The organism is Holdemania sp. 1001095H_141210_F2 (assembly GCF_015558105.1).
Classification (GTDB): domain Bacteria; phylum Bacillota_I; class Bacilli_A; order Erysipelotrichales; family Erysipelotrichaceae; genus Holdemania.
This window is the reverse complement of sequence record NZ_JADNPO010000005.1, coordinates 71,724-84,868: the sequence shown is the minus strand read 5'-3', so window position 1 is coordinate 84,868 and position 13,145 is coordinate 71,724. Positions and strand designations below refer to the sequence as shown.

The window sequence follows — 13,145 nt, the reverse complement described above, 5'->3', positions numbered from 1 at the left end:
GCGGATTGAAATGCTGCGGTGAAAAAAGGTATAATAAACATTAGAAAGAAGGATGAAGAATGGCATTATTAACAACGTTAAGAAAAGATAAAATGGAAGCTTTAAAAGCGAAGGATCACGTGAAAAACGGCGTATGCAGCTTGTTGATCTCGGCGATCGCGCTGGCGGAAAAGGAGGCCGGCCAGCCGTTAAGCGAAGAAGAAGAGCTGGCCTATGTTCAGAAAGAACTGAAGCAGACAAAGGACGCGCTGGCGCAGACGCCGGCCAGCCGCGCGGATCTGATCGCGGAAACGCAGCGTAAAATTGAAATTATCGAAGCCTATCTGCCCGCGCAGATGAGCGAAGCAGAGCTGGATGAAGCGGTTCAGGCTGTAATTACGGAGCTTCAGCTGGAACCGGTAATGAAAAACAAAGGGATGTTGATCAAGGAAATGATGGCGCGCTACAAAGGAAAAACGGATGGAAAATCGGTCAACGCCGCCGTCGGCCGCGCACTGCATGCCTGAACTCTCTGACAGCCAGGCCGGGCGCTGAAAGGCGCAGGGAAAGAACTTGTCCGCCAGAGGCAGTCTGCGCCGGAATAACGTATTTTCTGATGATGAACTGAATTGAAGCAGAAAATGATTGCGGATCACAAACTTTGAAATGGGGTAAATTGGAAAGGAACGCCGGAATTGACCGACGTTCTTTTTGTATGAATGAGATCGCAAAGTAAAGAAAAGAAAATCTGTGAAAGTGTGCAGGCGAAGGGAATCACAGGTAAAATGAAACCGCATTGAAGCCTTCCTTGAGCGCATGATAAAGAAAACCGCATCCCTGAAGAGGATGCGGCTGGCCATGCTTATCGGACGGTAACGCACTGTTCCTCGCTGTGCAATCCTGTACTGTAAACGTAATAACCGCAGACCTTGACGCTGCCGCCGCCTTCCACCCAATCGTAATAGGTCGGCTGATCTGAGGTAACTTCGTGGTACAGATTGCCATTGAGATAAACTTTGGCGTAATAGTAAGGATTGCCGAGGATCCAGTTCCAGTCGAACAGCTTCTGACCGACGGCATAAACGTAGATATCGCCTTGAGACAGGCTGATTTCTTTCTGGTTTTCCGGCAGATCGCCGCGGTAGCCGCCCCAGTTGATCGTCAGGCCGCCCCATTCGTCGATATAACCGCTGACCGTGCTTTCCAGCTTCTGTTCGGAATTGCCCCATGGCGAAACCAGCGTGTTGTATTCCTTCTTGATCAAACCGGTTGTGGACAGATTCGGATCCACGCCGTCCACTGCGGCATATGGGAAGGTACCGATAATGTGGGTGATGCTTTCCACGCCGTCCGGCTGAACCAGCGCCTTCGGCGGATTCTTTTCATCATAGTTGGCGTCCAGCAGAAGCTCGCAGATCTGGCCCGGGATATTTTTCTGGCTTTTCCTGTTGTCAAAGTAAGTTTTTTCATCTTTAACGCCCTTGTCGTAGCCGACCCACACGACGTTGGTCGTCTGGCTCGTGGAGGCGATCATCCATTTATCCTTGGCCGCGCCTTCCGGAATACCAAACCGCAGGCCATCCTTGCCCCAGTCGGTCGTGCCGGTCTTGGCATAGACTGGATAGCTGCGCTTTAAGACCTGCATGTAGTTGAAATACGGACCTTCAACGCAATACTGCATCAAGGTGCTGGCCATGTAGGCCGCTTCCTCGCTGATAACCTGCCTGCCTTCGTGATCCGCGACATAATCCGCGCTGCCGTCGCCAAACTCAATCCGTGCGACGGTATGCGGCTTCACATACCGGCCGCCGTTGACCATCGCGGCATGCGCGCTCGCCATTTCCGTGGCGCTGGCTTCGAAGGAAGAACCGCCGATTGCGTAGCCGGTGTCGAAATGATCGTTATCGACACGCGAGAAGCCCAGACTTTGCAGATAGTCGATGACCTTGGAACGTCCGATCGTGTCGATGACTTCCTGCAGTGTCTGAATCGCCGGGGTATTCAGCGACTGTCCGACAGCCTGCTGCAGCGTGACGTCGCCGCGGTACTGGCCGTCGAAGTTGTTGATGACTTTCTTGGTGCCGCGGTAAACGATCGGCCGGTCGGTGATGACGTGATCGGTCGCCCAGCCCAGATGTTCAAACGCCAGGGCATAGGACAAGAACGGCTTGACCGCCGAGCCTGGCTGTTTAAACTGGCTGGTCGCCCGGTTCAACAAGCGCGCTCCGGAATAATTCCGTCCGCCGCCTAAGCCGCGGATCTCGCCGGTCTGGTTGTTCATCGACACGATCGCGATCTGCATCAGCTCGTCCGGATACTCGATATTTTCGCCTTTCTGAATGGCGTCGATCTGTTCCTGAACCGTCCGGTCCATGTTGGTGTAGACCTTCATCGGCGTCAGGGCCGGATCCTTGCCTGTGATCTGCTTGACTTCTTCGATCACCGCGTCGACATAAGCCTGATATGGCCCGCCGCTTTCGGAGATCGTGTAATCCTCGCCGACTAACAGATCCTCCACGCGGATCGACTTGGCCAGATCGGCTTCCTGTTCGCTGATATAGCCATGATAAACCATCATATCCAGCACAGTGTTGCGCCGGTTGGTGGCATAATCAAGATTTTCGTAAGGATTGTAGGCGTTCGGCCGGTTGATGATACCCGCCAGCAGCGCGCTCTCGCTCAGGCTCAAGTCTTTGGCGTCCTTACCAAAGTAATACTGCGCCGCTTTCTGCACGCCGCGGATGTTGCCGCCGAAGTTCAGCTTGTTTAAATACAGCTGGAAGATCTGTTTCTTATCAATCAGCTTTTCCAGCTTCAATGCCGTCCAGATTTCCTGAACCTTGCGGTCGACCGATTTTTCCGCAATCGTCGAATTCTCCAGATCGTCGACCTGGAAGTAGGTGTTTTTCACTAACTGCATCGTAAACGTCGAACCACCCTGACCGAAGCTCTTGGACTTCAGATTCTCCAGCGCCGCTTTGGCGAAACGGGGAACGTCGAAGCCGGGATGTTCGAAGAAACGCGAGTCTTCAATGGCGACAAAGGCGTCGACCAGCGAGGCCGGCATCTCGTCGTAGGTGATGTTTTCGCGCAGGTAAGCGCCCAGTTCGGTGATCAGGTTGCCGTCTTGATCATAAACCTGAGAAGATTCCAGACCTTCAAAGTCCGACAGGCTGATCGCAGGTGCGTCCTTGATCATATCTGAAGCGATATACAAACCTCCGCATCCGACGATCAATCCGACGATCAGAAGAAAATAGACGAAGAAGATCGCGATTTTCTTACCCAGCGATACCTTGCGTTTTTTCTTCCCGGGTTTATTTTGGGATTCTTGGGGATCCATGGATTTGTTTTGTTCTGACATGCGTTTTGATTCTCCTTACTCTGTGGGGGATTTCCGCGGAAATCCATTTTGATGAATCATTCTTTATTTTACCACAATCTATTCGATTGGCAAAAAAGAGAGGATAAAAAGTGGCAAAAAGCGCAGAATTCCGAAGGAAAAAACGAAAAACAGAAGAATTCCGGGAATTGCCGGGTGAAATTCCCATTGACATTTCCCTTCATGCGAGTAGAATGAAATTAAACCGGTGATGGGGAGATCAAGCACGGACAGGCGCTTAAAGAGAGTTTGGGCAAGGTGGAAGCCAGACAGAGAAGCCGCTGTGTAAATGGACCCCGGAGGGCCAGGCGAAAGGGAAGCCGAGTAGCTGAGGACGTGAGCCGACGTTAAAAGGCAGAAAATGTGTTGGCATTTTTGGTGAGTGGAGAAAAGATAAGAGACGCAGTCTTTTTTCAAACAAGGTGGTACCGCAGGAAATTCAGCCTGCCCTTGAAGGAGAGTTTTAAACTTTCCATGAGGGCGGGCTTTTTACATTCTCCGGCGTCCTCTCGCTATAAAGCCAGAAAGAACAGGAGGCGATGAGGATGGGAAAAAACATCCGCATGTGGTTTGAGGCGCGGCGGCCGTAAGCCGCTGCGCTCAAGAACAGAAAAATCGGAAGTCCGCGGCGTGGGAAAGAACGATGGGGACAGCCGATTTTCAACAAGTCAGGGTGAAAATTATGAGGAGAAAAGAAAAATGAAAAAGTTTAAAAGATTATTGAGTATCATAGTGCTGGGGCTGAGCTTCGTGCTCTCCGGTTGTTCTGGAAAAGCGGCGGATGGTCCGCGGATCGGCGTGATTCAGCTGATGGAGCATACTTCGTTAAACATGATTTACGACAGCTTTGAAGAAGAGCTGGCCGAGCTTGGTTATCAGGATGGAGTAAACTGTACGATCCTCTTCAAAAACGCGCAGGGGGAGCAAAGCAACATTGGCTCCATCGTTTCCTCGTTCCAGTCGGAGAAGCTGGACGTCGTGGTGGCGATTGCGACGCCGACCGCCCAGTCCGCGGCGCAGCTGGCGGAAACGACGCCGGTTATCTTCTCGGCCGTCACGGATCCGATCGCGTCCGGGCTGACGTCCAGCCTGGAACATCCGGATCAGAACATCACCGGCACCAGCGACGAAATCGCGGTCGCGCAGATTCTGGATCTGGCGCTGCAGCTGCAGCCGGAACTGAAAACACTGGGGATGATTTACAACGTTGGGGAAGTGAATTCCCAAACCAACATCGCCAAGGCCAGAGAAGCGGCCAAAGCGCTGGGCTTAACGGTAATCGAGGCGCCGGTGGCCAATACCTCGGAAGTCGCCCAGGCGGCGCAGGTTCTAAGTGAAAAATGCGACGCGCTGTTCTCGCCCAACGACAATACTGTCGCAACCGCAATGAGCACCGTTACGCAGATCACGCGGTCTGCCGGGATTCCGGTCTACGTCGGGGCGGATTCAATGGTCATGGACGGCGGCACGGCGACGATCGGCATCAATTATGTTGATCTGGGCAAGGAAACCGCCCGGATGGTCGATCAGGTGCTCCAGGGGACCGACGTCAGTGCGATTCCGGTCAAGGTCTTTAATGAAAATCTGAGTGTCTACGTCAATACCGACGCGTTGGAAGCGCTGCATCTGACGCTGCCGGAAAGTCTGGCGCAAGATGAGCAGCTGGTTATGATTCAAGATCCGCAATAAAGAAAGGAGGCGCTGATAATGTCGCTGGATACCGTTTTATCGACCCTGCAGCTGGGCTTGGTGTATTCCGTGCTGGGGCTGGGGTTGTTTCTTTCGTTCAGGATTCTGAACACGCCGGACTTAACCGTCGACGGCAGCTTTGTGACCGGAATGGCGATCAGCGCGGTGCTGACGCTGGCAGGACATCCGATTCTGGGACTGGCGGCGGCCTTTGCGGGCGGTTTGGGCGCGGGGAGCGTCACCGGTCTGCTTCATACCCGATTGAAAATCCAGCCGATTCTGGCGGGTATTCTGACGATGACGGCGCTGTATTCCGTGAATCTGAGGATCATGGGCGGCAAGCCGAACCTGTCGTTATATAAAAAGGAAACGCTGTTTTCCCTGTTTCAAGGGAAAGCGGTGCAGACCCCTACTCTGCTTTTGTTTCTGATCGTTGTTTTGTTGGCCGCACTGCTGACGTTGTTCTTAAAGACACAGCTGGGCTTGTCGTTACGAGCGACAGGCGACAATGAGGAGATGGTCCGGGCATCGTCAATCAACACCGATTCGATGAAGATTCTGGGGCTGGCGCTGGCTAACGGCTTCGTCGCCTTATCCGGCGGTCTGTTGGCGCAGCAGCAGCAATTCGCAGACAATAACGGCGGCTTGGGGATGCTGGTGCTGGGTTTGGCGTCGATCATCATCGGCGAAACCTTATTTGGCAAAGGCGGACTGGCGCATCATCTGAGTTCTGTCTGCGCAGGTACGATCGTCTATCGCTTCGTGCTGACCTTCGCGCTGTCGCTGGGACTGGCGGCGAGCGATCTGAAATTGTTTTCTTCGGCGCTGGTCGTCCTGGCGCTGGCTGTGCCGCAGATGCAGGGGCGGCTGAAAAGGAGGCGGAAACGTCATGCTTGAGGTACGGGAGGCGACCGTCGTCTTTAACGGTGGAACGGTCAATGAGAAAACGGCGCTGGATCATGTCAGTCTGACGCTGGAAGCGGGCGACTTTGCCACGGTGATCGGTTCCAACGGCGCGGGGAAAAGCACGCTGCTGAGCGCGATTGCCGGAAGTCTGCCTTTAACTTCGGGACAGATCACGCTGCAGGGGCAGGACATGACGCGGATGAAGGAACACCGCCGCAGCCATGCGATCGGCAGGCTGTTTCAGGATCCCCTGAAAGGCACAGCGCCGTCAATGACGATTGAAGAAAACCTGGGACTGGCGTACAGCCGGGGAAAGCGGCGGTCGCTGCAGCTGGGCGTCAGCCGGAAGGACGAGCGGTTCTTTTATGATTTGTTGAAATCGCTGAATCTCGGGCTGGAGGAACGGATGAAAACCCCGGCCGGCCATTTATCGGGCGGCCAGCGGCAGGCGCTGACGCTGTTGATGGCGACGGTCGTCACGCCGAAACTGCTGCTTTTGGACGAACACACGGCGGCGCTGGATCCGCGCACAGCCCGGGCGATCATGGACCTGACGCAGCGGATTATCGAACGGGATCAGATCACGACGCTGATGATCACGCACAATATCGAAAACGCGCTGGCGTATGGCAATAAAACAATCGTTATGAACGAGGGGCGGATCCTGCATATTTATAGCGGGGAAGAACGCCGCCGGCTGAGCGTCAAAGACGTCATGGCGTTGTATGAAAGCGAACACGCGGTTTTGTCCGACCGGACGATTCTGGGCCGGTGACGCCCGGGATGGTCGAAGGATACAGCTGGTGAACGGCAAGCCCGGTTGATTGCGAAGAGATGTTTTTGCGGATTTCAGGATTTAAGATTCTTTTAAAATAGAAGCATCAGGTTCCAGAACGAGCGAGGACGAATTGAGTAAAATTAACTCAGGAATGAAAGAAAAAGGTTGAAATTCCATCCGGAATGTCTATACTAAAGGTGTAAGGTGTTGCTGAAAGGCGGCACCCGTCATGCGCTATCTCTTACGAGAATGGCGGCGGACAGATGAGCGCTGGGTTTTCTTGGGAGTTGACACAGCGCCTTTCTTTTTGGCTTCTATAATTTTTAAGTGGCATTCAATCACCTTGATCGAACATTCGATCAGGGGCAAACCAACTTTCAAAACTACATTGACAAAAAGTTCCAGGAAATGTTCCATAGAATTGCCCTCCTTTAATGACAGACGACAAAAATCTGTCTGCTTGAATCGAATTGAAAAGGCCAAAAGCGATTCTATCCGGACGGGCATCCGCGGTCCAACAAAACCCTACACTATTAATATTGCGGAAAAGTAAAAATAACCCCCTAAGAAAATGATGAAAAACATGTTCACAAAGTAAAAAAAGAGCGCTGAAGATACTTTTCGGAAATAAGCTTCAATTCTGTTTGTTTTGATTCGATTTACGAAGTCGAGGATTGTCATTTAAGCAGCAGGCAAATCAGGATTTTATTATTCCTTATCGAAATTCAGTTTCGAACTGAATATCGCAGCTTGTTTTACAAGGCAATCGTCTTAGCGAACAATTTTTCTTATGATTTTTTGACAGCCGGTCAGTCTGTTCTGTTGCTGCTGGTCATGCTTTACTAAGTATAGAAAATCGAAGATTACTTTTATAATCAAGTATGAAATATAATTAAGTTAAATCAAAACTGCAATTATAACCCGAATACAATTTGTTTTAATTGAATTTTTTAACCAAATCCTGTGGTAATTTACCGGGGTGTTTGCTATGATAAGACTGAACAAAGGAGAACGAAAAATGATACTGGACGATTATCAGAAACGAGTAGATCAACTGTTTGAACAAATCAAAACGACACAGCGGGAAAACATCATCACAGCAGGCAAAATGATTGCGGAAACGATCGATGCGGGAGGGAATATTTATCTCAGCGGCATCTGCCATTCCATCGAAATGGACCTGTTCAACCGCGGCGGCGGACCGGCATTTTACCGGACATTTCATTATAAATTAGACGTGCAGTCGGATGCCCGCGAGCGCGACCGCAGCGATTTGGATACGGATATGGAAGGCTTAGGCGAATATATCTTAAAGGCATCGACGATCCGGCCGGGCGATATTCTGTTTGTCGGTTCGGTTTCCGGACGGACTAAAGGTGTCGTCGACCTGGCTTGGGAAGCCAAGAAAATGGGAATCAAGGTCATTGCCATGAGTTCGATGAGCTATGCGCAGACCGTGGACGCCGTGCATTCATCCGGCAAGAAACTGTATGAATTTGTCGATCTGACGCTCGACAACTGCGCTCCGGCAGCCGAAGCCATGCTGAAAATCGACGGCATCGAAGCGAACTTCGCGGCAGCCAGCGGCATCGCCAGCTCCTACATTCTCTGGTCAGTGACCGCGGTTGCATTGGAAGAAATGATGAAGAGCGGAAAAACGCCGCTGTTGTTAAAGAGCGCGAATTTCCCAGGCGGCCCGGAATACAACAATACCGAAGTTTATCCGCATTATAAGGAATTCGGCTGGTAAATCCTGATTTTGGAATTGAACTGGAACTTGGAAAATGTCAAAAAATGGCATTCTTAAAAAAAGAAAGCGTTGACAAAGTTCGAGGATTTGGCTAGAATAACAAATGTATTTAGGGTTGTAACTTGAAAAAGGCAAAGCCTAAACTGGATTTCATTGTATCAGTTTATCTGATATTATGGGTGTAGTTTAGGCTTTTATTTTGGAAAGGAGGGATGAAATTGCGAGTAAAGAAAGTGTTCAACAACAATATTCTGTTAGCCGAAGACGAGAACTTGCTGGAAGTGATTCTGATGGGACGCGGCATCGGTTATGCCATGAAGCCGGGCGATCCGGCTGATGAATCCAAAATCGATAAGGTTTTCAAAATTACCGCGCATCAGCAGCAGGAGGATTTTGTCAGGCTGATGAAGGAAATTCCGATCAACCATCTGGAACTGACTAAAAAGATCGTCGAAATGGCGCAGAAGGAGTTGAACGTTCAATTTGACGACGTAATTTACATCGGCCTGACCGACCACATTCATTTTGTGATCAAGCGCGCAAAACAAAATGAACAGCTCAAAAACGCGCTGTTGTGGGAAATCAAGAAATTCTATCCGCGCGAATTCGCCGCTTCGATGAAAGCGCTGGAGCTGATCGAGTATTCCGAAGGACTGCAGCTGACGGAGGATGAGGCCAGTTTCATCGCCATGCATTTTGTCAATGGCCAGCAAAGCGGCGAAGCGATCCGCGAAACGGTAGAAGCCACGCAGATTATTCAAGACATCCTGAATATTATCAAGTTTCATTACAAGATCGATTTGAATGAGAATTCGATCAATTACAGCCGGTTTATCACGCATATCCGGTTCTTCCTGCAGCGAATCCGCGGCTCGCTGAACGTCAGCGAGGACGATTATCTGTTTGAGAAGGTAAAAGAAAAATACCCGGATGCGTATGCCTGCGCAAGCCGGATTAAAACGTATCTGGATGCGAAGCTGGGCGTGGAGCTGACCCATGAGGAAATGCTCTACTTCATGCTTCACATCCGGAGACTGACAGAAAGAGAAAAGAGCCAAGCGTAGGATTGTAACCGCAAGGGCAAAGCCTGCCGTTCGTTTTCCCCTTTCTATCCCGTTTTTAAACGTGGAGCGAAAAGGAGGAAGCGGCGACAGGCTTTTTTGTACCCCGATGCCGGACAATTCACCAGATTCAGAAAGTGAAGAAACAGGGCCGCTTCCTGTGGCCAAGGAGGAGAAGATGAAATACGAAAGCTTAGTCCGCGCGATTCTCAATGAGATCGGCGGCGAACACAACATCGCGTCCGTAACCCACTGCATGACGCGGCTGCGGTTTACGTTGAAGGATGAGTCCAAAGCGAATATTGAAAATGTGAAAAACATTACCGGTGTTGTCGGCTGCGTCAACAAAGGCGGTCAGTTCCAGATCGTCATCGGCACGCAGGTCGCCGACGTCTACAATGAATTAATTCAGATTGCGCATATTCAGACGGATGGGGAGGAGAAGAAGGAAAAGAAAAACCTGATCTCCGCCTTATTTGACACGATGGCCAGCATCGTCATGCCGATGATCGGTCCGCTGGCCGGCGCTGGAATGATCAAAGCGATCCTGTCCATTCTTGTGCAGTTCAGCCTGATCGACAACACGACGCAGACTTATCAGATTTTCTATATGGTCGCCGACTGCGTCTTCTATTATATGCCGTTCTTCCTGGCCTTCTCAGCGGGAAAGAAATTCAAATGCAACCCTTATTTATCGCTGATCTTTGCGGCGATGCTGGTGCATCCGACCTATCTGGGCTTAAAAACCGCGGGTGATCCGGTGACGCTGCTGGGCCTGCCGGTCACGCTGGCAACCTACACCTCCAGCGTCGTTCCGATCATCCTGATCGTCTACTTCCAGTCGATTGTGGAAAAGTGGGTGACGAAATGGACGCCGAAAGCGATTAAAACCTTCTTTGTTCCGATGATTGTGATCCTGGTCACCGTTCCGGTCGGATTTATCGTTTTGGGGCCGTTAGGCGCGATCTTCGGTAATTATCTGGCATCGTTCTTCACCTTCCTGGACACTCAGGTCGGCTGGCTGGTTCCGATGCTGGTGGGCGGCTTATGTCCGCTGTTAGTCATGACGGGGATGCACTATGCGCTGGGCAGCGCGCAGTCGATCCAGCGGGCGACGGTCGGCTATGCGACAATTCTGGCGCCGGGAATGGTTTGCAGCAACATGGCGCAGTCGGCGGCAACCTTCGGCGTGGCGCTGAAAACGAAAGATAAGGAATTGAAATCACTGGCGTCCACCGTTGGCGTCACAGCGCTGTGCGGCATTACGGAACCGACCTTGTACGGCATTGGCATGAAATTGAAACAGCCGTTATACAGTGCGATGGCAGCTGGTGCAATCGGCGGTCTGTATGCCGGTCTGACGGGGGTTAAGCAGTGGGCTTACGGAACGTCGACGATCTTTGCGCTCCCGGTTTATTTGGGCAGCGACAACTCGTTTCTCAATATCTGCATCGCCGTCGCGATTTCGATGGTATTGGCGTTCGTGTTCAGCTATCTGACGCATAAGGATCCGGCGCCGGCTTCCAGCAAGGCGGAAGCGGCAGTCAAGCCGGCGGTGCTGAATAAAAAGCTGGTAATTCATTCTCCGGCCGCGGGTCAGCTGATTCCGCTGGAACAGGTTAAGGATGATACGTTCGCCAGCGGCGCATTGGGTCAGGGCTGCGCCTTGATTCCGGAAAGCGGCGAGTTTGGTTCGCCGGTCAAAGGCAAGGTTGCGATGTTGTTTGAAACCAAGCATGCGATCGGACTGGTCGCCGAGGATGGCACGGAAGTGCTGATTCATATCGGTCTGGATACCGTCAAGCTCAACGGCGAACATTTTACGGCGCTGGTCAAAACCGGTGATGCGGTCGAAGTCGGCACGCCGTTAGTGCAGGTGGATTTAAAAGCTGTGCGGGATGCCGGTTATGATCTGGTAACGCCAGTGCTGATCACAAATTCCGCAGAGGTGCTGGACGTCGTGGAAAACAGCCGGGAACACGTCGAAGCCGGCGATGAAATTTTAACGGTGATTCGCTGATGGCCTTTCCGAAAGGATTTTTATGGGGCGGCGCGCTGGCGGCCAACCAGTGCGAGGGTGCTTATCTTGAGGATGGTAAGGGTCTGTCCCAGCAGGACGTTATGCCGCAGGGCGTGCGCGGACCGGTCACCAACCAGCCAACTCCTGATAATTTGAAACTGATCGGCACGGATTTTTATCACCGCTATCGGGAAGATATCGCGCTGATGGCGGAAATGGGCTTCAAGGTATTTCGTTTCTCGATCGCATGGAGCCGGATTTATCCGCGTGGGGATGAAGTGGAACCCAATGAAGCAGGACTGGCGTTCTATGACCGGGTGATTGACGAATGTCTGAAATATGGCATCGAGCCGCTGATCACGCTGTCGCACTATGAGATACCGCTGCATTTGTGCCGGACTTACGACGGCTTCCGCAGCCGGGAGATGATCGGCTTTTTCCTCCGTTATGCGGAAACCGTGCTTCGCCGTTATCATGACCGGGTAAAATACTGGCTGACCTTTAACGAGATCAATGTCACACTGATTTCACCGTTATTGGGCGCGGGGGTGATGACGCCCAAGGACCAGCTGAGCGCGCAGGACCGCTTCCAGACGGCACATCACCAGCTGGTCGCCAGCGCCAGAGTGACCGCCTTGGCGAAGCAGCTCTGTCCTGCGATTCAGATCGGCTGCATGGCGGCTTCCGCACCGCGGTATCCGATGACCTGCGATCCGCAGGATATGATCGCGATGATGACCAGTCAGCAGGAGCTGGATTATTTTATCCATGTGCATTGCACCGGCGAATATCCGTATTACGCAAAACGGCTGTGGTGGGAAAACAACGTGTGTCTGGAAATCACGGAGGAAGACCGGCAGGCGTTGAAGCATACCGTGGATTTCATATCGTTCAGCTATTATTCAAGCAAAGTCGTGGCGGCGGATGAAAGCCGCTACGCGATGGCCAACGGTAACATCATGCGGGGATTAAAAAATCCTTATGTTCCGGTCTCGGATTATGATTATCCGATCGATCCGGAAGGGCTGCGCTACATTCTTAATTATTTATACGATCATTTCCACAAGCCGTTGTTTGTCGCAGAGAATGGATTGGGGTCGAAGGAAGAACTGACGCCTGACGGAAACGGCGGATTTACGGTTAAGGATCAGGCCCGGATCGACTTTCACCGCGGACATATTCAGGCGATGGCCCGGGCGATTGACGATGGGGTCGAGGTGTTCGGATACACTTCATGGGGGCCGATCGATTGTGTCAGCGCGGCATCGGCAGAAATGACGAAGCGGTATGGCTTCGTCTATGTCGACCGCAATCAGGATGGATCGGGGACCTTACAGCGCTGGAAAAAACAAAGCTTTGACTGGATCGCAAAGATCTACCGAAGCAACGGTGCTGATCTGGATTAAGCTGCTTAATGAAATGGGAACTGTCTGCAAACAACAGGCAGTTCTCTTTTTTGTTGGGAATGCTTTTTTGCCCTCAGCACTTTACGAACAGGCTTTGCTTGTCCATGCCTGTTATGCGGAAAATGTGGTGAAAACACAGAAAAAGGGCGGCTCAAAATGCCAACCCTCAACAAT

At 51.7% G+C, this 13,145-nt stretch carries 10 protein-coding genes; 8 read left to right on the top strand and 2 right to left on the bottom strand.

The window, feature by feature from the left end:
• The first annotated feature begins 59 nt into the window (after positions 1-59).
• Positions 60-506, top strand: a complete 447-nt coding sequence (locus I2G61_RS04895) for a GatB/YqeY domain-containing protein (RefSeq protein WP_072683811.1) — start codon at positions 60-62, stop codon at positions 504-506.
• A gap of 335 nt (positions 507-841) precedes the next feature.
• Here the strand turns inward: I2G61_RS04895 and I2G61_RS04890 are convergent, their stop codons facing one another.
• The gene (locus I2G61_RS04890) at positions 842-3,343 is read right to left on the bottom strand and encodes a transglycosylase domain-containing protein (RefSeq protein WP_083538454.1); all 2,502 of its coding nucleotides are present in this window, start codon (positions 3,341-3,343) and stop codon (positions 842-844) included.
• A 717-nt stretch (positions 3,344-4,060) separates the two neighbouring features.
• On the opposite strand from I2G61_RS04890, the gene I2G61_RS04885 reads away from it, so the two are divergent.
• The 3 genes from I2G61_RS04885 to I2G61_RS04875 are packed head-to-tail and all read left to right on the top strand — an operon-like array spanning position 4,061 to position 6,731.
• Entirely contained in the window at positions 4,061-5,050 is a 990-nt protein-coding gene (locus tag I2G61_RS04885; RefSeq protein ID WP_072683970.1) for an ABC transporter substrate-binding protein, read from the top strand.
• Between the two features lie 18 nt (positions 5,051-5,068).
• Entirely contained in the window at positions 5,069-5,947 is an 879-nt protein-coding gene (locus I2G61_RS04880) for an ABC transporter permease (protein WP_072683810.1), read from the top strand.
• A complete protein-coding gene (locus I2G61_RS04875) occupies positions 5,940-6,731 on the top strand; it encodes an ABC transporter ATP-binding protein (protein WP_072683809.1) in 792 nt (263 codons plus the stop codon). Before I2G61_RS04880 ends, I2G61_RS04875 begins: the two co-directional genes overlap by 8 nt.
• A gap of 237 nt (positions 6,732-6,968) precedes the next feature.
• Here the strand turns inward: I2G61_RS04875 and I2G61_RS04870 are convergent, their stop codons facing one another.
• Positions 6,969-7,151, bottom strand: a complete 183-nt coding sequence (locus I2G61_RS04870; protein ID WP_072683808.1) for a hypothetical protein — start codon at positions 7,149-7,151, stop codon at positions 6,969-6,971.
• Positions 7,152-7,752: 601 nt separating this feature from the next.
• On the opposite strand from I2G61_RS04870, the gene I2G61_RS04865 reads away from it, so the two are divergent.
• From I2G61_RS04865 to I2G61_RS04850, 4 genes are all read left to right on the top strand, one after another.
• Positions 7,753-8,484, top strand: a complete 732-nt coding sequence (locus I2G61_RS04865) for a sugar isomerase domain-containing protein (RefSeq protein WP_039864589.1) — start codon at positions 7,753-7,755, stop codon at positions 8,482-8,484.
• A 212-nt stretch (positions 8,485-8,696) separates the two neighbouring features.
• A complete protein-coding gene (licT, locus tag I2G61_RS04860; RefSeq protein WP_083538452.1) occupies positions 8,697-9,548 on the top strand; it encodes a BglG family transcription antiterminator LicT in 852 nt (283 codons plus the stop codon).
• A 175-nt stretch (positions 9,549-9,723) separates the two neighbouring features.
• Positions 9,724-11,565: a beta-glucoside-specific PTS transporter subunit IIABC gene (locus I2G61_RS04855; protein WP_072683968.1), complete on the top strand. Its 1,842-nt coding sequence runs from the start codon at positions 9,724-9,726 to the stop codon at positions 11,563-11,565.
• Positions 11,565-12,971: a glycoside hydrolase family 1 protein gene (locus tag I2G61_RS04850; RefSeq protein WP_195396220.1), complete on the top strand. Its 1,407-nt coding sequence runs from the start codon at positions 11,565-11,567 to the stop codon at positions 12,969-12,971. Before I2G61_RS04855 ends, I2G61_RS04850 begins: the two co-directional genes overlap by 1 nt.
• Positions 12,972-13,145 lie beyond the last annotated feature (174 nt).

What these genes read in the sequence shown, in the direction of transcription:
- I2G61_RS04870 (WP_072683808.1), bottom strand. Translation starts at nt 7,151, where the DNA reads ATGGAACATTTCCTGGAACTTTTTGTCAATGTAGTTTTGAAAGTTGGT.
- I2G61_RS04865 (WP_039864589.1), top strand. Translation starts at nt 7,753, where the DNA reads ATGATACTGGACGATTATCAGAAACGAGTAGATCAACTGTTTGAACAA.
- I2G61_RS04880 (WP_072683810.1), top strand. Translation starts at nt 5,069, where the DNA reads ATGTCGCTGGATACCGTTTTATCGACCCTGCAGCTGGGCTTGGTGTAT.
- I2G61_RS04875 (WP_072683809.1), top strand. Translation starts at nt 5,940, where the DNA reads ATGCTTGAGGTACGGGAGGCGACCGTCGTCTTTAACGGTGGAACGGTC.
- I2G61_RS04885 (WP_072683970.1), top strand. Translation starts at nt 4,061, where the DNA reads ATGAAAAAGTTTAAAAGATTATTGAGTATCATAGTGCTGGGGCTGAGC.
- I2G61_RS04890 (WP_083538454.1), bottom strand. Translation starts at nt 3,343, where the DNA reads ATGTCAGAACAAAACAAATCCATGGATCCCCAAGAATCCCAAAATAAA.
- I2G61_RS04850 (WP_195396220.1), top strand. Translation starts at nt 11,565, where the DNA reads ATGGCCTTTCCGAAAGGATTTTTATGGGGCGGCGCGCTGGCGGCCAAC.
- I2G61_RS04895 (WP_072683811.1), top strand. Translation starts at nt 60, where the DNA reads ATGGCATTATTAACAACGTTAAGAAAAGATAAAATGGAAGCTTTAAAA.
- licT (WP_083538452.1), top strand. Translation starts at nt 8,697, where the DNA reads ATGAAATTGCGAGTAAAGAAAGTGTTCAACAACAATATTCTGTTAGCC.
- I2G61_RS04855 (WP_072683968.1), top strand. Translation starts at nt 9,724, where the DNA reads ATGAAATACGAAAGCTTAGTCCGCGCGATTCTCAATGAGATCGGCGGC.